A 24,490-nucleotide genomic window follows, 5' to 3' on the forward strand; every position below is an offset into this window, starting at 1 on the left:
GAAGTGATTGAGATGATTAAACGAATTAAATTACGCACACTACTACTTGGAGGGGTAATCACCCTCCTTTTTCTCTTTCTTATTTTTCACATCTATAAAGTGCAGGTGGTAGAAGGATCGATGTGGCTAGAGTTAGCACAAAAACGTTGGTCAACTACTGAAACCTTCAATGCAAAGCGAGGTACGATTACAGATCGTGAAGGTAATGTACTAGCGATGGATGCATTAGCGTATAACGTGTCTATCAATCCTAAGGTCATTCAAACTGCTGGAATAAAAGATGAAGTAACAGAAGCGTTAAAGTCGATACTAGGTATGTCAGATGATACGATTAACGGTCATTTTGTGAAACGTGAAGATGGAACATATTACTCGAATCGTGAATTGCGCCAAGGTGGTTGGCAGATTGAGAAAAACGTTGCCGATCAATTGAAGGAATTTTCTAAAGCGTTGAAAGAAAAAATAGTGATAGAGAAAAAAGGTACGGATTCAGGAATTTATATTCAGGAGACCTATGAACGGTTCTATCCGCAACATAAATTAGCTTCTCAACTATTAGGTTATATTAGCATCGATGGTGAAAATATGATGGGGGTTGAATCGACCTTTAATGATAAACTATCAGGCTCCGATGGTCATATTTCCTACCAAAAGGATGGACAGAAAGTTCAAATTGCTGGTAGTGAAGTTGAATATGTTGCTCCGAAGGATGGACAGAAGATTGAGTTGACTATCGACGGTGATATTCAAAATTATGCGGAAGAAGCATTACGTAGTGTCGTTGAAAAGTGGAGCCCGAAAAGTGCAACGGCTATTGTGGCAAATCCGAATACGATGGAAATATTAGCGATGGCGAATATGCCGGAATTTAATCCGAATACATATTGGGAAGGTATGGAAAATGACTATGCTGCAATGTACAATCATGCGGTAGGTTCGCTGTATGAGCCAGGTTCTACTTTCAAAATTGCAACATTAGCTGCGGCGATTGAAGAGGATGTATTTGACCCGGATGAACTGTATCAATCAGGTACGTTCTATGTTCCTGGTGACCCGAGTCCGATTAGTGATCATAATAGATATGGGTGGGGTATGATTTCATTTCTCGATGGACTGAAATATTCCAGTAACGTCGCCTTTGCTAAATTAGGCTTTGAACGACTGGGTGGAGAGAAGCTGAGAGAATACTTTACTAATTTCGGTTTTGCCCAAAAAACAGGAATCGAAATTCCAAACGAAGCAGTTGGTACCATTCGTTTCCAATGGAATCGTGATATTGCTGCTGCTGCTTTTGGTCAAGGGGTTGTTCTAGTAACACCAATCCAACAGGTTGCAGCCGTAGCAGCTGTGGCGAATGGCGGGGAATTAATGAAGCCGTATATTGTGAAAAGTATAACGGACCCGGCTACGAAAACGACGACGGTAACTGAGCCTACTGTAGTGCGTAGAGTTATTTCTGAGCAATCATCTAAGCTTGCGAATGAGTATTTGGAGCAGGTTGTATCCGATCAGGTTGAAGGTACAGGTCGTAACGCTTATATTGAAGGGTATCGTGTAGCCGGTAAGACGGGTACTGCACAAAAGGTTGTAGGTAAAGACTACTCGTCTGATAAGTATATGGTCTCCTTCATTGGCTATGCGCCTGTAGATGATCCACAATTAATTATTTTGGTAATCGTTGATGAGCCTAATGATAAACATGCTGGTGGTGGTAAGGTAGCTGCTCCAGTATTCCGAGAAATAATGTTAAAAAGCTTGAGAAAGCTCGATATCGCTCCTAACTACGAAAGTGTTGCCGTAGAGGAAAGTGATACACCGAAAGAAATTATGATTTCTACCCCCGATGTAACTGGAATGAAGGGTGCACTTGCGAAAGAGAAATTGAAAAATGCAGGTTTGCAATTTGAATTTGTTGGTGACGGCTCGATTGTTGAACAGCAGATACCTACAGCGGGCTCATTAGTTCATCCTACGCAAACGGTTTATCTTATAACCGAACAGAAGGAAAACTTAAGTGTGCCGGATCTAACGGGAGTCTCCTTACGCGATGCTGTAGAAATTGCCGCGTTACTCGGTGTACAGTTGAAAGTAGAAGGAACAGGTTATGTCTATTCGCAACAGCTTGTTGAAGATGGGAAATCGAAAACATTACAAGTTAAGCTATCGCCATTGAAGGAGTCACAATATTACGTGCCGGGAACGTTAGACCCAAGTGGTGAAGAGGATGAAGCTACTAGTTCTGATGAAGAGTCTGACTCAGGTTCTGAGGAGCAATCATCATCAGGAGAGCAAGCCTCTTCTTAACGCTATGGTGAGTCCGATTGGTACAGGTTCTATCTTGTCCGAATGATGAATAGCATGTAAAGAGCGGAATAACGTTTCTGCAGTATATGTTATTATTTCATACTTATCATGTACTTATATTTCCAAGCTTATGTTGGAGAAGGCGTGAAAGGTTTAGGGGGATAGATTATGAAAGTTTCTAATGTAACGGTTAGAAGAAGATTGTTCACCATTCTCATATTTGCGATTGTCGCTTTTATCGGTTTAAGTATTCGGTTAAGCTATGTGCAGCTTGTTCAAGGTGCGGAGTTATCAGAGAAGGCGGAAAATTCTTGGCGTCGTGATATTCCTTATGTCGCAAATCGCGGTGAAATATGGGATCGTACTGGTGTGCGATTAGCTTATAACGTAAGTACTCCGACGGTATGGGCTATTCCTGTGCAAGTGAAGGAAAAAGAAAAAACAGCACAGACATTAGCACCGTTACTTAATATGACGGTGGAAGAAGTGTTAACGAAAGTTTCTAAGAAGGAAAGAATTATTCAGCTTGGGCCTGGAGGTCGTAAAATGACGTCCGAGCAAGCGACCTCCATTCGAGAATTAAATATTCCAGGAATTGTAGTGGCAGAGGATAATAAGCGATATTACCCTTATGATGGACTTGCTGCTCATATATTAGGATTTACAGGAATTGATAATCAAGGTTTAACGGGAATGGAACTTACCTACAACGATCGATTAACAGGCACACAAGGTATGGTTTCATATCTATCTGATGCTGCTGGTAGGCAGATGCCTAACTCTTCGGACACATATGTAAAACCCCGAGAAGGATTGACACTGCAATTAACGATTGATCAGCAAATTCAGACTGTGATGGAGCGCGAACTAGACCAGGCGATGACTGGTTTGAATGCCAATGCAGTGATGGCAATTGCGATGGATCCAAATACAGGAGAAATATTGGCAATGGCTAGTCGTCCAGGTTATAGTCCTACCAACTATCAAGAGGTTGATCCAACAGTCTATAACCGCAATTTGCCGATATGGATGACATACGAACCAGGTTCGACTTTCAAAATAATTACGTTGGCTGCTGCACTGGAAGAGAAGAAAGTTAATTTACAGAGCGATAGTTTTTATGATGGAGGCGCTGTAGAGATTGGTGGAGCGAGACTTCGTTGCTGGAAAAAAGGCGGACATGGTAGTCAAAGTTTTTTACAAGTAGTGGAGAACTCATGTAACCCTGGATTTGTTGAACTGGGCAATCGTCTAGGCAAAGATACACTATTTGAATATATTAGAAACTTCGGTTTCGGCAAGAAAACGGGTATTGATATTGGCGGCGAAGGTAACGGGATTTTGTTCAAATTAAGCCAAGTAGGTCCTGTTGAGCTAGCAACAACGGCATTTGGGCAGGGAGTATCGGTTACGCCAATCCAGCAAATTGCTGCCGTATCAGCCGCGGTCAATGGTGGCACGCTTTACAAGCCATATGTCGCCAAAGCCTGGATTAATCGTGATACCGGGGAAACTGTTCAAGCGAATGAGCCGACTGTTGTAAGGCAAGTGATTTCAGAAGAGACATCTAAGGAAGTTCGTGAGGCGTTAGAAAGTGTTGTGGCGAAAGGGACAGGGCGTAATGCGTTTATAGACGGCTATCGTGTTGGGGGCAAGACAGGGACGGCTCAGAAGGTAATTGACGGTAGATACTCGACCAGTGAGCATATTGTTTCATTTATTGGGGTAGCGCCAGCGGATGATCCGCAAATTGTTATATACGTTGCGGTAGATAATCCCGAAGGAATTCAATTCGGTGGAGTTGTAGCTGCACCTATTGTTCGCAATATTATGGAAGATGCTCTACAAATATTAGAGGTGCCGAAACGTACCAGTCAAATCGATCGACTATATAAATACGGTGAAACACCTATCGTTGAAGTTCCTAGTCTAATCGGGAAAACTGTTTCTGAAATATATGAAGATATGAATATGAATTTCATGCTCACAAGTTCAGGGACCGGTAAGGTTGTCATTAAGCAAGCACCTACTGCTGGAGAGCGTGTGGAGCGGGGGGCGACTATTCGTATTTATCTTGGGGATGAGGGTGATCTCTCCATAGAGGATATTCATAATCACTGACTGTAGAGGTAATTCAAAATCGCGGACTGTGATCACGATGATTGTGCTGACGAAGCGTAGTCGGCGGCGAATATGCCCTCCATCGAAAGCCAAGCATAGGCTTCCGATGTATGTTTCTTGCAGAAACATTGTAGATGCTCGTGTACCAGAAACGTACACTGTGCTACTCGTTTTCGCTGAATGTCATCTTCTTGGTGCTGACAGCCCACGATTTTGAACTTCCATTTGAAGCTTCGTGCTATAGATTCGCCGCTCGTGTACTTGAACCGTACACGTTGCTGGGTGTCGTTACAAAGTGAATGGTTGTCGGGTATTTGGATGTTGACTTCATTAGAAATTTCACAGGAAGTTGCAATGAACAGGATGGATCGCTTGTGTACTCAAACCGCACAAGTTGCTAGTAGATTCACTGAGGGAGTGTCTTGAGAGGATACGATCTCATCTAATAATTCAATCATATTTGGTATGTTTCGAACTTGCCATACATATTTGTTAAAAATAGCTATTGAATTGTCAAGCTATTCAGTTGTAGTATAGTTGACGGGTATAAATATTTGGAAAGAACTAAAGTTAGCTATATAGTTTTTTCAAGAAGGAGATAATGACATTGATTACTAGAACAGTTGCGCAGCTTGCTCAGATGAGCGGTGCTATTCTAAAGAGTGATAATAAAGAGTTGATCGTGCAAGGTGTTATGACGGACTCGCGAACTATAGGTGGACAATTGTTCGTTCCGCTTGTAGGGGAGCACTCCGATGGTCATCAACATATTTATCATGCTGTAGAAAAGGGCGCAATAGCAGCACTTTGGAAAAAAGGTGTACCTGTTCCTGAAGATTTGCCTCATATTCCTTTCTTGCTTGTTCGTGACCCACTAGCAGCGCTGCAAAAGCTAGCTATGAGTTATCGAAGTGAATTATTTACAAGAGTAGTCGCAATTACAGGAAGTAATGGTAAGACAACGACGAAGGATATGACGGCTGCTTTACTATCTACAGTGTATAAGGTAAGCAAAACACAAGGGAATTTCAATAATCATATCGGCTTGCCATTGACCATATTGGCATTAGAAGAGGATACAGATATTGTTGTTGTGGAATTAGGTATGAGTGGCTTTGGGGAAATTGAGTTACTAACGAAAATCGCCCAGCCTGATGTTGCAGTAATTACTAATATTGGCGATGCACATATGTTGCAGCTTGGTAGTCGCAACGGGATCGCTCAGGCGAAGCTTGAAATTGTGCAAGGACTTGGAGACGAGGGTGTATTTATCTACAATGGTGATGAGCCTTTGATCGAAGAAGCAATGAACAAACTGCCGAATGTATTGTCTTTAGAGAAAAAACGATTTGGACTTGAAGCGGGTAACGATTGGTCAGCGGCAAACATTGAGCTAGATCCATTTGGTAGTCGCTTTGACGTGTTATATATGGGCGAGTCATGTCAGATTGGGCAGCAACATATTACGACGCCAGGTCGTCATAATGTAAGTAATGCTTTGGCAGCTATTGCAGTCGCTCGCTTGCTCGGAGTAGCTGCTAATCTTATTCAAGACGGTTTTAATCGTCTGCAATTAACAGGGATGCGTATTGCGCCTACAAAAGCACATAATGGAGCTGTTGTCCTCAATGACGCATTCAATGCCAATCCAACAGCTACTAAAGCAGCCATTGATCTACTTGGGAGCTTAACTGGCTTCCGCAAAAAATGGTTAGTGCTAAGCGATATGCTAGAGCTTGGTCCTGATGAAATTTCAATGCATTTTAATATGGGTCAATATGCGACAAATGATAAAGTAGATGCCGTTATTGCTTATGGAAAGCTTTCGGCACATATCGTTGAAGGTGCGAAAGATCATTTCCAAGATGACCAACTACAATATTTTACAACAAAGGAAGAGCTGATCGACTGGCTATTGCCTCATATTTCACCTGATGATCTTGTGCTTGTAAAGGGATCAAGAAGTATGAAGATGGAGCAGGTTGTCGAAGCTTTAGAAAAGGGGTGAGTGTATGGACATGATGGTCATTCTATTATCATTAGGAGTTTCATTCATACTAGCAGTTTTACTTGGACCACTGTTCATACCGTTACTGAAACGATTGAAATTCGGACAGCAGATACGGACAGACGGTCCACAGTCACATTTGAAAAAGAGTGGTACTCCAACAATGGGTGGAGTTATTATCATGCTTGCACTGTTAATTTCATTCGTAAAATTTGCTGAGATTTCTAGTGAGTTTTGGGTGCTATTAACGGCATCACTAGGTTTTGGTATTGTCGGATTTCTTGATGATTATATTAAAATTGTATTTAAACGTTCGCTTGGTCTAACAGCTAAGCAAAAGCTTGCGGGACAACTATTATTTTCAATTATCGTCTGTGCCCAGTTATACAATATGGGGCATAGTACAGTGCTGTCTATCCCTGGTACAGAAATTGGTTTTGATCTAGGTTGGTTCTATTATCCTTTTGTCATCATTATTCTTTTTGCAACAAGTAACTCGGTTAATTTTACAGATGGTATTGATGGATTATTAGCGGGAACAAGCGCGATCGCATTTGGTGCATTTACAATTGTTGCATTGTTAGCAGATTCGTATGATGCTGCAATCTTTTCAGCGGCAATGGTTGGAGCTGTTTTAGGATTTCTTGTATATAATGCACATCCCGCTAAAGTGTTTATGGGTGATATGGGTTCGCTTGGTATCGGTGGTGGTATTGCGGCGGTAGCCATTATAACAAAAACGGAGCTGCTCTTAGTTATTATTGGAGGAGTATTCGTCTTAGAAATGTTATCTGTTATAATTCAAGTGACATCATTCAAAATTAGAAAAAAACGCGTCTTCCGTATGAGTCCAATTCATCATCACTTTGAGCTTTCTGGTTGGTCAGAATGGAAAGTAGATGCTGTGTTTTGGGGGGTAGGCCTAGTACTAGCAATAATAGGTCTTTTACTTGTTATGTAATTCAAAAAGTGGACTTTGATAACGATGTAACGCGCTGGAGCATATTCGACATCGCATTTGAAACGAACTTGGAAAGTACGGCATAAGCTTCCGAGGTATGTTTCTTGCAGAAACATTGTAGGTTCGCATGTACCAAGTACGTACATTTGCGCTTCCGCCTTTCTCAAGTAGCGTTCCAACTGCTCGGCTTACGAAAGCCCACTTTTTGAACCTTCATTGGAAGCTTCGAGCATTGGCCGCTTGTGCACCTGTACGGTACACGTTGCTGGGTGGTGTTTCATCGTTTGGTGGAAGTGAAGTTCAAAACCTTAACTAAAGAGTAGAATAGACCGCAAAATTACTGTCTTTGGAGTAGAAAAGTAAGTAAATCCGTTCATAGACCGCAAAATTACTGTCTATGGAGCAGGAAAGTAAGTAAATCGGTTCATAGACCGTAAAATTACTGTCTATGGAGCAGAAAAGTAAGTAAATCCGTCCATAGACCGCAAAATTACTGTCTATGGGGCAGAAAAGTAAGTAAATCCGTCCATAGACCGTAAAATTACTGTCTATGGAGCAGAAAAGTAAGTAAATCCGTCCATAGACCGCAAAATTACTGTCTATGGGGCAGAAAAGTAAGTAAATCCGTCCATAGACCGCAAAATTACTGTCAATGGGGCAGAAAAGTAAGTAAATCCGTTCATAGACCGCAAAATTACTGTCTATGGGGCAGAAAAGTAAGTAAATCCGTTCATAGACCGCAAAATTACTGTCTTTGGAGTAGAAAAGTAAGTAAATCCGTTCATAGACCGCAAAATTACTGTCTATGGGGCAGAAAAGTAAGTAAATCCGTTCATAGACCGCAAAATTACTGTCTATAGAGCAGAAAAGTAAGTAAATCCGTTCATAGACCGCAAAATTACTGTCTATGGAGCAAAAAAGTAAGTGAATCCGTCCATAGACCGCAAAATTACTGTCTACAGAGCTCGGAAAGTATATCGTGTACTCCAGCAAAAAGAGAGGAATCTATATGAAGCATCCATCACAGTATAAGAATGAAAAAGTAGTCGTGCTAGGTCTTGCGAGAAGTGGTGTTAGTGTAGCTAAGTTATTTCATAAGCTGGGGGCAAAGGTGACGGTTAATGATCGGAAGCCTCGCGAGCAGTCTCCTGAAGCTGCCCAATTAGAACAACTGGGCATTGAAGTTATATGCGGCTATCATCCTGAAAAGCTTGTCGATAATTCGACGGCGCTACTAATTAAAAATCCAGGTATTCCCTATAATGTACCACCTATTATTGAGGCGCAAGCTGCTAGTGTAGATGTGGTTACCGAGGTTGAAATTGCTTATTGGCTTAGCAAAGCACCGATTATCGGGATTACAGGATCTAATGGCAAGACGACGACGACAACTTTAATTGGAGAATTATTAACGGCAGCTAATTTGCAACCTGTCGTTGGCGGGAATATTGGCTTGCCGTTATGTGAGATTGCAGAAGACGTATCAAGTGAAAACTGGATTATAGCTGAATTGAGTAGCTTTCAACTGAAAGGTACGATTACTTTTGCACCCAAAATAGCACTTCTGTTGAATTTAGCAGAAACCCATCTAGATTATCACGGTGATATGCAGGATTATGTGGCATCAAAAGCGAAAATATTAAGTAATCAATCCGATGAAGATATCGCTATCTTGAATTGGGATGATGAGATTACGCGTCAATTGATTCCTTATTGTAAAGGTCAATTGTTCCCTTTCTCGATTTATGAAAAGTTAGAGCAAGGTGTGTACATTGATCCACCATTTACCCCGATTAATGCTGGTGATCCTTTGCCGAATGCAGCAGAGGAAGCTTCGATTCGTTCTATCGTATATCGGATGGATAACCATTCTGAGCAACAAGTTCTTATGCCGCTACATAGTCTAGCTCTTCCAGGGCGTCATAATGTCGCTAACGCCATTGCCGCTATTGCTGCGTGTTTGAAGGCGGGTGCCAAGCCTGCCGAGTTTATAGAGCCATTAACTAGCTTCCGCGGTGTAGAGCATCGTCTAGAGTTTGTGAGAACCAGTAACGGTGTATCCTACTACAATGATTCCAAAGCGACAAATGCAACAGCGACGACAATGACGATTCGCTCTCTTTCTGCTCCATTAGTGCTTATTGCTGGAGGATTGGATCGCGGATCGGATTATATGGAACTGCTACCGATTTTCACAGAACGTCTGAAAGGCATTGTGGTTGTTGGTGAAACTCGTCATAAACTTGAACATATTGCTAAGCTAGCAGGTTTAGATCACATCAAGATCGTCGAACCTAAAGCTAGTGCCGAAGAAACGCTAGATGAAGCTGTGAAGCTTGCTAGTGAGTTAGCGGAATCAGGGGATATAGTATTGCTGTCACCTGCATGCGCAAGCTGGGATATGTTTTCTTCCTATGAAGAAAGAGGAAGCATGTTTAAGAAATCGGTGCATACCTTGTAAGTAGGGGGGTTGTCCCTACTTCAATTCATAGAGGTGTGTAAACTATGGTTAAAGCACGATCTGCTCCAGATATATGGCTATTAATTTCCATACTCCTTATATTATTTATTGGACTAATGATGGTATATAGTGCGAGTGCGGTATTAGCTTTTCATGAATTTGGTGATAAGTTCTACTTTTTGAAGCGTCAATCGATCTTTGCTGGATTAGGATTAATGTCTATGTTTTTCATGATGAATGTGAATTATTCCGTGTGGAAGAAATGGGCACCGACATTGCTTATTATTTGCTTCGGACTTCTTGTCCTTGTATTAATTCCTGGAATAGGAGCTGTTCGTGGTGGTGCGCGAAGTTGGCTAGGCATTGGTTCATTCGGGATTCAACCATCTGAATTTATGAAATTAGGAATGATCTTATTTCTGGCGAAATGGTTGTCGGCGGAACAACAAAAAATCACTCAATTCACGAAAGGCTTATTACCACCCTTAGGTCTTGTGTTTCTAGCTTTCGGCTTAATTATGTTACAGCCCGATCTAGGAACTGGAGCAGTAATGGTCGGAGCCTCGATGATTCTAATCTATACTGCTGGTGCGAGCATGCGCCATCTTGGTGGTCTAGCGCTTGTGGGCGTGATCGGTTTTGTTGGGCTTATTATTGCAGCCCCTTATCGCTTGAAACGGATTACTAGTTTTCTAGATCCGTGGGCTGATCCGCTTGATGGTGGTTATCAGATCATTCAATCTTTATTTGCGATTGGACCAGGAGGTCTAGTTGGACTTGGACTAGGGATGAGTAGACAGAAATTTAGTTACTTGCCTGAGCCACAGACCGATTTTATATTTTCGATATTAGCTGAAGAGTTAGGTTTCATCGGTGGCTTTACATTGATTTTATTATTTCTTGTCATTGTATGGCGGGGGATACGTACCGCAATTGCAGCTCCAGACACTTTCGGTAGCTTACTGGCAATCGGGATTACAAGCATTATTGGCGTCCAGGTGCTAATTAACATTGGTGTTGTTATTGGGATGATGCCAGTGACGGGAATTACGTTGCCATTAGTTAGCTATGGAGGTTCTTCTTTAACTTTATTATTAACAGGATTAGGTATCTTGTTGAATATTTCTCGATACTCGAGGTGAAAGTGATGAAAATATTACTAACAGGTGGAGGAACTGGTGGACATATATACCCAGCATTAGCCATTGGGAAATATATGCAGCAGCAAGACGACTCTACTGAATTACTATACATTGGTACGGAGCGTGGGATGGAAAGCAAAATCGTGAGACGAGCAAACGTCCCTTTTGAAAGTATTGAAATAACAGGCTTTAAACGCAAACTGTCCTACGATAATGTACGGACAGTTATGCGTTTTTTACGGGGTGTTGCGCGCTCTAAGCAATTAATTAAACAATTTAAGCCAGACGTCGTTATCGGTACGGGTGGTTATGTATGCGGGCCTGTCGTTTTTGCGGCAGCCCGTTTAGGCATACCTACATTTATTCATGAACAGAATGCAATTCCTGGTTTGACAAATAAATTTTTGACGTCCTTCGTGTCTCATGTTGGGGTTAGCTTTGAAGATTCGTTAGCTTATTTTGCCAAGGCAAAGCAAGTTAGCTTTACCGGGAATCCCTGTGCGTCTCAAGTGATTGAAGCAATACCAGGTCGTGGAAGAGCATCATTAGATCTCGATTCTAATCAACGTTATGCATTAATCGTTGGTGGCAGTAGAGGTGCGAAGGCACTGAATAGAGCCGTTATTGAGTTAGCCGATGAACAGCAGCAATTAGAAAGAATTTCACAATATCGAATTGTATTCGCGACAGGTGAAATTTATTATGATGATACAGTGGAAGCGCTGAAGGATCATGCTGCTTATCGAAGTGGACAGATTATATTGCTTCCGTACATTAATAATATGGCGGAAGTATTAAGTGATGCATCGATCGTCATTAGTCGCTCTGGCGCATCTTCGTTAGCGGAGATTAATGCACTCGGGAAACCGTCTATTCTTATCCCTTCACCAAATGTAACGAATAATCATCAAGAAGCAAATGCACGTAGTCTGGAATCTGTTGGAGCTGCAGAGATTATTCTTGAAGGTGAACTTAGTGGTAAACATTTATTAGAGAAATTAAGTGCTTTATTGTTAGATGATCATAAACTTGTCAAAATGTCCGCTGCCTCATATTTTCTAGCGGTACCTGACTCAGTAAGTAGAATTGCTTTAGCAATAGCAAGAATAACGAAACGATAAACGAACGTGATCACTAGGCGATTGTCACACAACGAAGTGCTAAGGCATAAGATACTTTATAATTCGTGACTAGAGAGTCTAGGAGTTGATCACATGTTCGGGTGGGAATGCCCACAACGATAGCAACTGTCATTTATGGAAGGAGGATATACAATTGAATCTATTTATAGAGGAACTTGAAGAGCGAGCAATTGGGGAATGTCTCTTTAATGAACCACTGTCAAAGCATACAACATGGAAGATCGGTGGAACGGCTGATCTGATGATCCTTCCTCAAGGCAAGGAGCAACTTATATCACTAATGAAGCTACTTCAGAAGCATAGTATTCCGTGGACGAGTATCGGACGTGGCTCTAATATGCTCGTAAGTGATAAAGGAATTCGTGGTGTTGTGATTAAGCCAGGTGTAGGCTTAGATTATGTGCGCTTCGAAGGAAATACCATCATTGCAGGTGCAGCTTATTCATTTATTAAGCTTGCTGTTATGGCTGGCAAACAAAGCTTAACAGGCTTAGAATTTGCAGGTGGGATTCCAGGAACGGTAGGCGGTGCTGTCTACATGAATGCAGGTGCGCATGGGTCTGATGTGTCACGTATTTTTAAGTCGGCCGAAATAGTTCTATCTAATGGTGAATTGGTGAAGTATAAAGGCGATGATATGAACTTCTCATATCGTCATTCTGTATTGCAGGAAATGAGCGGATTTGTCGTTGAGGCTTGCTTTGAATTAGAAGCTGGTGAGCGACAAGTGATTACTGCAGAAATGGCTAAGCATAGGGAACGCAGATTGCTAACTCAACCACTGAAGAGTGCAACCTGTGGGAGTGTATTCCGTAACCCACCCGGTGATTTTTCAGCAAGGTTGATTGAGGAAGCAGGCTTGAAAGGGTTCCGATGTGGAGGAGCACAAGTATCAGAGCTTCACGCCAATTTTATTATCAACACAGGACAGGCGACAGCTAAAGACGTTCTCGCTTTAATTACCCATATTCAAGGTGTTGTGAAAGAACGCTATGGTATTGAATTGATACCAGAAGTATTGGTAATGGGCGAGCGGTAACTCGGAGGTGATACATTGGACAGATTGGTGATTGAGGGCGGCAAACCTCTGTCAGGAACTGTTGTAATCCAAGGCGCGAAAAATGCGGTGCTGCCGATTATGGCTGCCAGTCTGCTGGCTGAAGGAACGACCGTGCTCGAAAATGTTCCTCATTTACTTGACATTGAAGTGATGATTCATATTTTGCGAGAGTTAGGATGTCGAGTTGAGCATAAGGGAAGTACGATTATCATTGACACGGAGCAGGCATCTGCTTCACACGTACCAGAATCGTTGATGAAGCAAATGCGATCATCAATTTTTCTTATGGGCCCATTACTTGCAAAGTACAGAAGGACTCAAGTTTATCAACCAGGTGGCTGTGCGATTGGAGAACGGAAGATCGATATTCATCTAGATGGCTTAAAGGCACTAGGTGCAACGATTGAAGAAAAAGGTAATTCTATTATTTGTAGTGCCGAAAAGCTAACGGGTGCAGATGTCTATCTGAACTTTCCAAGTGTTGGTGCAACTGAGAATATTATGATGGCTGCGGTGCTAGCGGATGGTCGAACAACGATTACGAATGCTGCAAGAGAGCCTGAGATTCAAGACTTACAACATTTCCTCAATGCGATGGGTGCTAAAGTACTCGGCGCAGGTACAGATACGATTACAATCGATGGTGTAGAGCGGTTACAGTCATGCCAGCATCGTATCATTCCAGATCGAATTGTTACAGGGACCTTAATGATCGCGGCTGCCGCGACACGTGGACTAATTACATTACACAAAACACAACCAAGTCATTTAACTTCTTTAATTCATGTTATGCGCCGGGCAGGTGTTCAAATCCAAGTAGACGGTGATATAATAAAAGTTGATAGTAGAGTAAGAAGTAAAGCAGTCGAGAAAATTGTTACTGCACCATACCCTGCTTTCCCAACTGATTTGCAATCACAGATGATGGTTATGCTTGCACTTTCAGATGGTGTCAGTGTAGTGAAGGAAAATATCTTTGAAGGCAGATTAAAGCATGTAGATGAATTGGCTCGCATGGGTGCTGATATTAGAGTAGATATGAACACTGCATATATCAGGGGCGTGCCTCGGCTTTATGGTGCTACCGTAGAGGCGACCGATCTTCGAGCAGGTGCAGCACTTGTTATTGCTGGTCTTGCGGCACAAGGGAGGACGATCGTAGAGCGAATACATCATATTGATCGTGGCTATGATCGAATTGAAGATATGTTAACGTTGTTAGGGGCTAGAATTACAAGATTAACGGCATTATCCAAAAATGAATCCTATGCGCAGTAATCGTTGGAATGATAATCGGCTTCCTCATCAATAGGTGAGGAGGCCGCGTTGTGTTAAGGAGTGGACAAGTGTATGCAAGTTCAAATGCCAGTGCTCAAGGAGCCGGAACCGAAAAAAAAGGGAAATAAAAAATTAATTGTCATTATCGTTATTTTATTTCTTGCGATCTTCTCAATTGTGTTTTTTAATTCTACATTGAGTAAAATTACTGAAGTGCAAATTACCGGTACTCAATTTGCAAGTAGTGCGGAAGTGATGAGTGCTGCAGGTCTAAAAGTAGGTGATTCTTTCGTTTTCAGTTCTGCAGAAGAAATTGAGAAGAAAATCACAACGTTAAACACGATCAATAAAGCGGTAGTAACTAAGCATTTTCCAGGCATCATAAAAATTGCTGTTACGGAATACAGCGTCGTAGCGTTTGAGTTTGACGTTAATGGTGAACTTTTTGCATTGCTAGCTAGTGGTGCAAGTATTAAGACGAATAATGATCGTTTGCAAATTATGGACAAGCCCGTATTGACTGGATGGAGTAAAGATGATCCATTCAAAAATGAGCTTATGAAGCAGCTTGCGTCTATTGATTCAACGTTTCTAGCTGATATCTCGGAGATCACACCGATTCCATCGGTTGCTTTTTCAGATCGAATTCTAATTTATACACGTACCAAATTTGAAGTGATTACAGCTGTCAGTTTGATTCGCGAGAAGGTTGAAGCGATGAATGGCGTAATAGAAACACAAGCGCCAGGGAAATTGACTCTGTTATTGGCAGACACTTATGAGCCATTTCATAGTGAAGATGCAGAAAATGTACAAACTGAGTAAAAAGACTCTACTCAAGTAGCGTAAAGAGTGGTAAAATTTTAGTTGGCGATTTTATTTTCTTGAAAATATTGTAGCCTTAAAATCTAGTTAAATTAGATTTTATTTTCATATTTTCATAAAGTTTTTGTTTTTTATGAAAAATATCTGAAAAAATTGTTGGAAAAAGAGGGAAAGTGCAAATAGTGTTGAATAGATTGTAAGTAGACTATTTAACTATTAGTGTAAAAACGAATAAAATAACTCATTCGTTACAACTATAAATTTTTATTGAAACGGAGGTGCCGCGCAATGAGCAACGGTGACATAATTGTCAGTTTGGACATCGGTACATCCAAAGTACGAGCAATAATTGGCGAAGTAAATGATGGAGCCATTAATATCATTGGTGTTGGTACAGCAGACTCTGAGGGCATCCGTAAAGGTGCAATTGTAGATATTGATCAAACGGTTCAATCGATTAAAAATGCGATTGAGCATGCCGAACGTATGGTAGATATTGAAATTTCAGAGGTATATGTTGGTATTCAAGGAAATCACATTGGAGTACAAACGAATCATGGAGTAGTTGCAGTTTCTAATGAAGATCGCGAAATCGGTGAAGAAGATATTGACCGCGTACTTCAAGCTGCGAAGGTAGTAACCTTACCTCCAGATCGTGAAATAATTAATCTTGTTCCTAAACAGTATGTAGTAGACGGTTTAGAGGGAATTTCTGATCCGCGTGGAATGATCGGTGTTCGCTTAGAAGTAGAAGCTACCGTTATAACTGGTGCCAAATCTTCTGTACATAATCTTGTTAGATGTGTCGACAAAGCGGGTTTGAAAATCAACGGAGTTATTCTATTAACGCTTGCATCAGGCGTCATGACATTATCTAAAGATGAGAAGGCAACTGGAACTGTTCTAGTAGATATCGGTGGTGGTTCGACCACAATTGCTGTCTATGAGGATGGTGGCATATGTGCGATTTCATCATTGCCGATTGGTGGTCAATTTGTTACGAACGATATTGCTTATGGCTTACGTTCACAAACTGAGCATGCTGAGAAAATAAAACTTAAATTTGGTTGTGCTATTGCTGATGATGCTGCTGACGAAGTAAAGTTCAAAGTTACGCGCATGGGCAGCAATGTTGAAAAAGAATTTTCACAAAGAGATTTAGCAAGTATTATCGAACCACGTATGCAAGAAATTTTCCAGCTAATTAAAGCGGAAGTTCATGCACTTGGTTATGGTGATAAAGTTGATGGATATGTATTAACAGGAGGTTCAGTATCACTTCCAGGTACACTTTCATTGGCACAATTAGAACTCGAAAACAATGTAAGAATCGCTTTGCCAGATTATATTGGAGTAAAAGATCCTTCTTATAGCAGTGGAGTAGGAATGATACAATACGTATCAAAGTACATGGGTGTACGAGGAGCTAGCACTACGAAGAAGGCGGTAAGTCGTAAAGGGAATTCTCCGGCTTCGTCAAAACCCCGTATGTTAGAACGTATTAAAAATATGTTTCAGGAATTTATTTGACGGGGGAGTCGTGTAGATGTTGGAATTTGACTTAGAACTAGAATCGCTAGCGCAAATAAAAGTAATTGGTGTAGGTGGCGGCGGTAGTAACGCAGTTAACCGTATGATTGAGAATGGTGTAAAAGGTGTAGATTTTATAACAGTAAATACGGATGCGCAAGCATTACACCTAGCAAAATCTGAGAACAAACTGCAAATCGGTGATAAGCTTACTCGTGGTCTTGGTGCTGGCGCAAACCCTGAAGTAGGTAAAAAAGCGGCTGAAGAGTCTCGCGATCTAATTGCTAATCAGCTTAAAGGTGCCGATTTGGTATTCGTTACAGCTGGTATGGGCGGTGGTACAGGTACTGGTGCAGCACCTGTTATCGCTGAAATTGCTCGCGAGTGCGGTGCTTTAACTGTTGGTGTAGTTACTCGTCCATTTACTTTTGAAGGACGCAAACGTTCTGGACAAGCGGAATATGGAATCGATTCGTTAAAAGAAAAAGTAGATACACTAATCGTCATCCCTAATGATCGTCTATTAGAAATCGTAGATAAGAAAACTCCAATGCTTGAAGCATTCCGTGAAGCAGATAACGTACTACGTCAAGCAGTCCAAGGTATCTCTGATCTAATCATGGTTCCTGGTCTAATTAACCTTGACTTTGCAGACGTGAAAACAATTATGACGGAGCGTGGATCTGCACTTATGGGTATTGGTATCGCTTCTGGTGAGAACCGTGCTGCTGAAGCTGCTCGTAAGGCAATTCAAAGTCCATTGCTAGAAACTTCTATTGATGGAGCTCGCGGTGTTATTATGAATATTACTGGTGGCAGTAATCTATCTCTATATGAAGTCAATGAAGCTGCAGAAATTGTTATTTCTGCATCTGATCCAGATGTGAACATGATCTTCGGTGCGATTATTGATGAAGATCTTAAAGAAGAAATTAAAGTAACGGTTATTGCGACTGGTTTTGAAGCAAAACCTATGGAAGCAGCACCTCGACGTCAAGCAGGTCAAGACAATGATGTAGCTGAAGCTGGAAAACCTCCAGTGACAAAGTCGATTGGTACAAACCTTTCTAATGATTTAGAAATTCCTGCTTTTCTACGTCGCAAATAATAATGTATAGTACAAGTTCATATTTTGAACAACCCCTTAGAATTAACATATGGAAGAGCAAGATACTTACATCTCGTAAGTTTCTTGCTCTTTTTTTGTTTTTATAATCTAGTAATGACGGCTTTTTCCGACAAAAATAGAACTCCACTACTGACATAAACAGACAGACTTTGGAATAGATATCCCATATACTGTGTTTACCGAAATAGAATTTATTAATTTTCGAGGTGTTTTCATTGTAGTAGGAGGAAGATATGGCATGAAGGTGTATCTGGACGTGCTGCTGCTACGTGAACTGTTAGTAGATGGAGTGCTATTGTTAACGACGGGGTGGATAAGAGGTTTTAAGCCGAAGGCTTGGCGTGTGTTGCTTGCTGGATCTGTCGGTGCGTTATATACGATGGCAATGATTTTTCCGAATCTATCGTCTCTATATCATATTTCCATTAAATTATTTGTCTCTATACTCATGATATACATTACATTCGGCTATTATTCATTACAAACGTTTTTACGAGATATTGTTAGCTTTTATATCGTAAGTTTCGTAGCAGCAGGTGGGATGATGGCACTGTACTTTCTACTTATGAGAAGTTCGCAAGAGGTATGGGCAAATGTACTATTTATTGGTGGGACGGTAACGACGAAGCTACATATTGGAATTTTTTATTTATTTGCTAGTTTTTCCATTGTACTCTTTCTATTTACTAGCTTTATCAGAAGTAAGAAGAAGCATCAATTAGTGGAGTCACATCTTGCAGATGTGGAAGTTGATATTGATGGTCAAATTTTCATGTGCACCGGCTTAATTGATACTGGAAATCAATTATATGATCCGCTGACGAAATGTCCCGTTATGATTATCGAAGTATCAAGGCTGCAAGATGCGTTACCAGAGAAGTTTTTGAAGGCATTGAAGCAAGGTGAAACGAATGATGCACTAATGTTATTGTCCGACGAACAAGTTCAATTCGAGTGGCAAGATCGAATTAGAATAATCCCCTTTCGGGGTGTGAATAAAGGTTCACAATTTCTATTAGCAGTCAAGCCTGATTGTGTGAAGGTCAATTATGGCGGAAAGAGCTTTGAAAGTATCAAGGTGCTCATCGGCTTCGATGGAGGTCAGTTGAGTGGGGATGGGTCGTATCAGGCGATCATCCACCCATCAATGGTCAGCGGACTTTGATAACGATGAGTATGCGTTGTAGCGTACTCGACGTCGAATATGAAGCGCTACTTGGAAAGTGCGGATCGCATGTACGTAATAATGTACACTTGCGCTTCCACCTTTCTCAAGTTGCGCTCCATCTTCTCGGTTCTGAAAGCCCGCCTGCGGACTTTGGGACTTTGTAACGATGAGTATGCTAAAGTAGCTTATTCGGCGTTCTGAAAGCCCACTAATGGACTTTGATGCTGAGGGTAGATTTATAAGTATTTCAAGCTGCCAATGAAAAGTTTAGTTTATGCTTTCGATGTAACTTTTCATTCCAATAAAGTTATAACGTGAAGTCAACGAAAAGTTTTGGGAGGAACAAACGATGATGCTGAAGTATAAGTTGTTAGCGCAAATTTCTTTTTATCGGTTGATGTTAAAGCTAGGTCTTAAAGATGAGAGGATCTATTATATTGGTGGAAGTGAAGCATTGCCGCCACCATTAACGCGTGAAGAAGAAGAATATCTTCTTATCAAATTACCTTCAGGTGATAGCAGCATTCGCACAATTCTAATCGAACGTAATTTACGGCTAGTCGTATACATTGCTCGTAAATTTGAAAACACTGGCATTAATATTGAAGATCTTGTATCGATCGGTACGATAGGTCTAATTAAGGCAGTAAATACATTTGATCCAGAAAAGAAAATTAAGTTAGCTACCTATGCTTCTCGTTGTATTGAAAATGAAATTTTAATGTATCTTAGAAGAAATTCTAAGACAAGATCAGAAGTATCCTTCGATGAACCATTGAACATTGATTGGGATGGTAATGAATTATTGTTATCTGATGTGCTAGGTACCGATAATGATACGATTTATCGTAATATCGAAGAGCAAGTAGATCGGAAGTTATTGCAAAAAGCGCTTGAAAAGCTATCCGATCGTGAACGAATTATTATGCAATTACGTTTTGGACTTGCAGATGGGGATGAGAAAACACAAAAAGATGTTGCAGATATGTTAGGTATTTCGCAATCCTATATTTCTCGACTTGAGAAACGAATTATAAAACGGTTACGAAAAGAATTTAATAAAATGCTCTAAAGTACATGATAATAACCTAGACAACTATTTGGGGGATTAGCATACGATATTAGGAAGAAATTAAACCGTTCGCATATAAATGTTGCGAACGCTTAATCGAGTATATGCATTCCAAAAAGATGTTGCAGGGAGGGTGTGTAATTCAGCTTATGCCTACTATCATGACATCGACAGAGCCAATCACGCTAAGCTATTTGAGCTTTCAACTAACTTTTTCGTGTATTGAATTGCAACGAGATCAACAATCAGTTGTAATAAAAACTAATATACAAAATACTGGAAAATATGAAGAGTCAATATCGAGTAATCACTTCATTCTTGCTTCCAATGTGCGAGAAGCGCTACCTAATGTTAGTTATATTAGTGAAGAACGTAAGCATGGGATGATATGGGCGTGGAAGCGCTTGAAACCAGGAGAAATCTGCACAGTAATCTTGAAGTTCCATATAGACCAGAATTTATCTGACTATGAGTTTAAATATAAATATAAGAAAATCCCACAACTTATTAAGCGTTTTCAAACGCATCAAGACAATGAATAAAGTACTTTTTACTTCTTGAAATCACCAAATGTTCTTGTCGCAAAATGTAAAAACAGGAATAAAATCATTTCCCAAGGAGATAATGAGCATTAATGTTTCTCCTTGGGAGGTAATGATATTGACCCGTAATAAAGTTGAAATCTGTGGCGTAGATACTGCTAAGCTGCCAGTCCTAACAAACGTTGAAATGCGCGAATTATTCACTGGTTTGCAAACTCGCGAAGAGTGGGGAGCGAGAGAAAAATTAGTTAACGGAAATTTAAGATTAGTGCTAAGTGTCATTCAACGTTTTAATAACAGAGGCGAATTTGTAGATGACTTATTTCAAGTTGGTTGTATTGGTTTAATGAAAGCTATTGATAATTTTGATCTAGGTCAAAATGTAAAATTCTCTACTTACGCTGTCCCAATGATTATTGGAGAAATTCGCAGATATTTACGTGATAATAATCCAATTAGAGTTTCACGAAGCTTACGTGATATCGCGTATAAAGCTTTGCAGGCTCGTGATAGCTTGACGAATAAATTTGCGCGCGAACCAACTGTTATGGAAATTTCGCAGTTACTTAATGTTCCAAAGGAAGATGTAGTGTTTGCACTAGATGCCATTCAAGACCCCGTGTCGTTGTACGAGCCTATTTTCAATGATGGCGGTGATCCAATCTATGTTCTTGATCAAATTAGTGACGAGAAAAATAAAGATATTACTTGGATCGAAGAGATTGCACTACGTGAAGCGATGCATCGTTTGAATGATCGTGAAAAAATGATCTTATCTATGCGGTTTTTTGAGGGGAAAACTCAGATGGAAGTGGCAGACGAAATAGGGATTTCACAGGCACAAGTATCACGCCTCGAAAAGTCGGCGATTCAACAAATGCAGAAATATGTGAATGCTTAAAATCTAAAAATTGACTTCAATAGCTGTTTTGAGACTGTTCGTGAATGGATTAGTTACAATATGTAATTGTAAAATACATGTTGTTGCGGTTCCTTCATAGATAGTTCTTGGAACAGCTTTTTCTATTTTTGCATAAGGTGATTGAAATTCTATTTGGGTTTGCTTTAGAGTCAGATATACTTTAACTTTTTCATACATATACTAAACGATCATAGCTTGTAAAAGGGGCGGATGAGTAGTATGAAAATATCTGATTTCCAATCTAAAGATGTTATTAATATTGTAGATGGTAAAAAACTTGGGCATATTAGTGATATAGAATTAGATTTACGGCAAGGGAAGATTGATTCTATTGTTATTCCTCAAGTTCAGCGTATGTTCGGCATATTTGGTACTGCTGGCTCTGAGATTGTCATTCCCTGGCGTAACATTGTGAAAATCGGTACAGATGTCGTGTTGGTCCGCATGGAAGAGACGAGGTCGGTTCGCACGGAGGAAGAGGATTTGCATGCGCGCATCTAACACGTTACACTTAAAGGGAGAGTTCAAAAAGTGAACTTTGATAACGATGTTTAGGCTAATGTAGCTTAGTCGACATCGCATTTGAAACGAACTTGGAAAGTACGGTTCGCGTGTACCAAACACGTACACTTGCGCTTCCGCCTTTCTCAAGTAGCGTCTCAACTGCTCGGCTTGCGAAAGCCCACTTTTTGAACTTTGATTGGAATAGGTAGTTCAAAAAGTGAACTTTGATAACGATGAATGAGCTAACGTAGCATATTCGCATCGAATATGAAGCTAGGAAATAGTGTGAGGTGAGTGAGATGGAACCATTTGTTACAGGTCAAGCATCGCATCAATTAATACTCGATAAATGGATGTCACAATGTGAGCAGTTAACAACGGGATTTACGACAAGATTAGGGGGCACTAGCGAAAAGCCATATGCCTCCTTTAATATAGGATTACATGTTAATGATAAGGTAGAGGCAGTCATTGCCAATCGTCAATTATTAACGAAAAGTATCGGCTGGGAATTCGAAACTTGGACGAATGCGGAGCAAGTACACGGAAATGTTGTCGTTAAAGTGACAGCTGAACATCGTGGGCGAGGCAGAATAGCGATGTCGGATTCATTGCAAGGTGCAGATGGTATGATCACGAATGAACCTGATATATTATTAACGTCATTTTATGCGGATTGCGTTCCGTTATTGTTCTGGGACCCTGTTCATGGAGCCATTGGAGTAGCTCATGCTGGCTGGAAGGGAACAGCTTCTGCGATCGCAATTGAGGTCATTGAAGCGATGAAGTTACATTATGGAGCAGAGCCAGAGCAGCTTATGGTGGCGATTGGGCCATCGATTGATCAATGCTGCTACGAAGTGGATCGCTATGTTGTAGAGCAATTTGAAACATTATGGACTAGACTGGAACTGCCGAAACAATCATTGGACAAGGTAATTAAGACTATTTCTTCGCAAAAGGCTTATATTAACTTGAAAGAAATGAACCGACATATTATGATAAAAGCAGGAATATTGCCGACTCATATCGAATTAAGTAATTTATGCACTGGCTGTAGGACTGATCTGTTCTTTAGTCATCGTGTAGAAAATGGATTAACTGGTAGAATGGCTAGCTGGATCGGTCTAGCGAGAAAGGTGTGCAATGAATGAGTATACAGGATCGAATACATCATGTGCAGCAGACAATTGTTCAAGCCACTTCTCGTGCTGGCAGGCAATCAGACACTGTGAATGTCATTGGGGTAACAAAGTATGTTTCCGTAGCTAGAACCGTTGAAGCGGTTGAAGCGGGCGTGCTGCATATCGGCGAAAACCGCTGGCAAACTGCAAAAGACAAATGGGATTACATACATGAACATACAGGAGTGGGACAAGCAGCTCCAACTTGGCATTTTATTGGATCATTGCAACGTAACAAAGTGAAGGATATTGTTGGGAAGTTTCATTACATTCATTCATTAGATCGGCTTTCGTTAGCGAAAGCTATTCAGGAGCAGGCAGAAAAGCTAGATATCACTGTCAAATGCTTTATTCAGGTCAATGTCTCTGGAGAGCAGTCGAAGCAAGGAATGAGTGCTGCTGAAGTAGCGCTATTTTTAGAGCAGCTGAAAGAGCTACCACGCATAGCACCGATTGGCTTAATGACAATGGCTCCATTTGAGCTAGAGAAAGAGGAAACGAGAACCGTTTTCCGCCGATTAAGACAATTGCGTGATGAGCTGATGGCAAAGGGAAATGGCGAGTGTACCGTAACGGAGCTATCGATGGGCATGTCCAATGATTATGAAATCGCAATTGAAGAAGGCGCTACTTTTGTAAGGCTGGGAACTGTATTGATTGGAACTTAAGGAGGGTGACCAATGAGTGTTATTAATAAGTTTATGAATTACTTTGGTTTACAAGAAGAAGAAGAAATTACAGAACGTGAACGTGTAGCTACAAATGATGATCAAGAAGTTGAAACGAATCCTTTTGAATCACGTAAACAATCAAGAAATCAACAGTTCTCTAATGTTGGCAACAATGTTGTAAGTCTCCACACTCAGAAAAATACGCGCATGGTATTATGTGAACCAAAGAGTTATGATGAGGCGCAAGCGATTGCCGATGAAATCCGTAATCGCAAATCCGTTGTCGTTAATTTACAACGTGTGCAAAGTGATCTTGGGTTACGTATTGTAGATTTCTTATCAGGTACTGTATACGCGCTTAGTGGTTCAATCTCTAAGTTAGGTCCTAATATCTATTTATGTGCTCCTGAGTCAGTAGAAGTGCAAGGTTCTATAACAGAATATGCACAATTTGATAGATAATTGA

Annotated in this window: 21 protein-coding genes; 20 read left to right on the forward strand and 1 reads right to left on the reverse strand. The window is 40.7% G+C overall.

Annotated features, from left to right (window positions below; all coding sequences use genetic code 11):
• Positions 1-12: 12 nt before the first annotated feature.
• The 17 genes from AC1TPB_RS06040 to AC1TPB_RS06120 all read left to right on the forward strand — a co-directional run bounded on the left by AC1TPB_RS06040 (position 13) and on the right by AC1TPB_RS06120 (position 22,166).
• Positions 13-2,304, forward strand: a complete 2,292-nt coding sequence (locus AC1TPB_RS06040) for a penicillin-binding protein (RefSeq protein ID WP_482075676.1) — start codon at positions 13-15, stop codon at positions 2,302-2,304.
• A 168-nt stretch (positions 2,305-2,472) separates the two neighbouring features.
• Positions 2,473-4,425: a stage V sporulation protein D gene (locus AC1TPB_RS06045; RefSeq protein WP_482075677.1), complete on the forward strand. Its 1,953-nt coding sequence runs from the start codon at positions 2,473-2,475 to the stop codon at positions 4,423-4,425.
• Positions 4,426-5,026: 601 nt separating this feature from the next.
• On the forward strand, positions 5,027-6,433 hold the full coding sequence (locus AC1TPB_RS06050; protein WP_482075678.1) for a UDP-N-acetylmuramoyl-tripeptide--D-alanyl-D-alanine ligase: 1,407 nt from the start codon (positions 5,027-5,029) through the stop codon (positions 6,431-6,433).
• A gap of 4 nt (positions 6,434-6,437) precedes the next feature.
• Positions 6,438-7,394 carry a phospho-N-acetylmuramoyl-pentapeptide-transferase gene (gene mraY / locus AC1TPB_RS06055; RefSeq protein WP_482075679.1) on the forward strand — a complete coding sequence of 319 codons (957 nt, stop codon included), beginning with the start codon at positions 6,438-6,440 and terminating at the stop codon, positions 7,392-7,394.
• Between the two features lie 1,009 nt (positions 7,395-8,403).
• Positions 8,404-9,855 (forward strand): UDP-N-acetylmuramoyl-L-alanine--D-glutamate ligase, encoded by a 1,452-nt coding sequence (gene murD / locus AC1TPB_RS06060; RefSeq protein ID WP_482075680.1) that lies wholly within the window; start codon positions 8,404-8,406, stop codon positions 9,853-9,855.
• A 44-nt stretch (positions 9,856-9,899) separates the two neighbouring features.
• Positions 9,900-10,997 (forward strand): stage V sporulation protein E, encoded by a 1,098-nt coding sequence (gene spoVE / locus AC1TPB_RS06065; RefSeq protein WP_482075681.1) that lies wholly within the window; start codon positions 9,900-9,902, stop codon positions 10,995-10,997.
• A gap of 5 nt (positions 10,998-11,002) precedes the next feature.
• Positions 11,003-12,118 carry an undecaprenyldiphospho-muramoylpentapeptide beta-N-acetylglucosaminyltransferase gene (gene murG / locus AC1TPB_RS06070; RefSeq protein ID WP_482075682.1) on the forward strand — a complete coding sequence of 372 codons (1,116 nt, stop codon included), beginning with the start codon at positions 11,003-11,005 and terminating at the stop codon, positions 12,116-12,118.
• Positions 12,119-12,272: 154 nt separating this feature from the next.
• Positions 12,273-13,178 carry a UDP-N-acetylmuramate dehydrogenase gene (gene murB, locus AC1TPB_RS06075; RefSeq protein WP_482075683.1) on the forward strand — a complete coding sequence of 302 codons (906 nt, stop codon included), beginning with the start codon at positions 12,273-12,275 and terminating at the stop codon, positions 13,176-13,178.
• A gap of 15 nt (positions 13,179-13,193) precedes the next feature.
• Positions 13,194-14,477, forward strand: a complete 1,284-nt coding sequence (murA, locus tag AC1TPB_RS06080; protein WP_482075684.1) for a UDP-N-acetylglucosamine 1-carboxyvinyltransferase — start codon at positions 13,194-13,196, stop codon at positions 14,475-14,477.
• Positions 14,478-14,549: 72 nt separating this feature from the next.
• Positions 14,550-15,302: a cell division protein FtsQ/DivIB gene (locus AC1TPB_RS06085; protein ID WP_482075685.1), complete on the forward strand. Its 753-nt coding sequence runs from the start codon at positions 14,550-14,552 to the stop codon at positions 15,300-15,302.
• A gap of 288 nt (positions 15,303-15,590) precedes the next feature.
• Positions 15,591-16,832: a cell division protein FtsA gene (ftsA, locus tag AC1TPB_RS06090; RefSeq protein WP_482075686.1), complete on the forward strand. Its 1,242-nt coding sequence runs from the start codon at positions 15,591-15,593 to the stop codon at positions 16,830-16,832.
• Between the two features lie 16 nt (positions 16,833-16,848).
• The gene (gene ftsZ / locus AC1TPB_RS06095) at positions 16,849-17,940 is read left to right on the forward strand and encodes a cell division protein FtsZ (protein ID WP_482075687.1); all 1,092 of its coding nucleotides are present in this window, start codon (positions 16,849-16,851) and stop codon (positions 17,938-17,940) included.
• Positions 17,941-18,199: 259 nt separating this feature from the next.
• Positions 18,200-19,126 (forward strand): sigma-E processing peptidase SpoIIGA, encoded by a 927-nt coding sequence (gene spoIIGA / locus AC1TPB_RS06100; protein WP_482075688.1) that lies wholly within the window; start codon positions 18,200-18,202, stop codon positions 19,124-19,126.
• Positions 19,127-19,478: 352 nt separating this feature from the next.
• Positions 19,479-20,201, forward strand: coding sequence for an RNA polymerase sporulation sigma factor SigE (sigE, locus tag AC1TPB_RS06105; protein ID WP_482061256.1), 723 nt, complete (start codon positions 19,479-19,481; stop codon positions 20,199-20,201).
• Between the two features lie 161 nt (positions 20,202-20,362).
• Positions 20,363-20,743, forward strand: coding sequence for a hypothetical protein (locus tag AC1TPB_RS06110; protein WP_482075689.1), 381 nt, complete (start codon positions 20,363-20,365; stop codon positions 20,741-20,743).
• A 118-nt stretch (positions 20,744-20,861) separates the two neighbouring features.
• A complete protein-coding gene (gene sigG, locus AC1TPB_RS06115) occupies positions 20,862-21,644 on the forward strand; it encodes an RNA polymerase sporulation sigma factor SigG (protein WP_482075690.1) in 783 nt (260 codons plus the stop codon).
• A 240-nt stretch (positions 21,645-21,884) separates the two neighbouring features.
• On the forward strand, positions 21,885-22,166 hold the full coding sequence (locus AC1TPB_RS06120) for a YlmC/YmxH family sporulation protein (RefSeq protein ID WP_482061253.1): 282 nt from the start codon (positions 21,885-21,887) through the stop codon (positions 22,164-22,166).
• Positions 22,167-22,221: 55 nt separating this feature from the next.
• Here the strand turns inward: AC1TPB_RS06120 and AC1TPB_RS06125 are convergent, their stop codons facing one another.
• The gene (locus AC1TPB_RS06125; protein WP_482075691.1) at positions 22,222-22,383 is read right to left on the reverse strand and encodes a hypothetical protein; all 162 of its coding nucleotides are present in this window, start codon (positions 22,381-22,383) and stop codon (positions 22,222-22,224) included.
• 85 nt (positions 22,384-22,468) lie between these two features.
• Here AC1TPB_RS06125 and pgeF point away from each other — a divergent pair, with 85 nt between their 5' ends.
• The 3 genes from pgeF to AC1TPB_RS06140 are packed head-to-tail and all read left to right on the forward strand — an operon-like array spanning position 22,469 to position 24,486.
• A complete protein-coding gene (pgeF, locus tag AC1TPB_RS06130) occupies positions 22,469-23,323 on the forward strand; it encodes a peptidoglycan editing factor PgeF (protein WP_482075692.1) in 855 nt (284 codons plus the stop codon).
• Entirely contained in the window at positions 23,320-24,021 is a 702-nt protein-coding gene (locus AC1TPB_RS06135; protein WP_482075693.1) for a YggS family pyridoxal phosphate-dependent enzyme, read from the forward strand. The genes pgeF and AC1TPB_RS06135 overlap by 4 nt, the downstream gene beginning before the upstream one ends.
• Before the next feature lie 12 nt (positions 24,022-24,033).
• Positions 24,034-24,486, forward strand: a complete 453-nt coding sequence (locus AC1TPB_RS06140) for a cell division protein SepF (protein WP_482061250.1) — start codon at positions 24,034-24,036, stop codon at positions 24,484-24,486.
• Positions 24,487-24,490 lie beyond the last annotated feature (4 nt).

It is taken from the genome of Paenibacillus sp. Y951 (assembly GCF_056786395.1).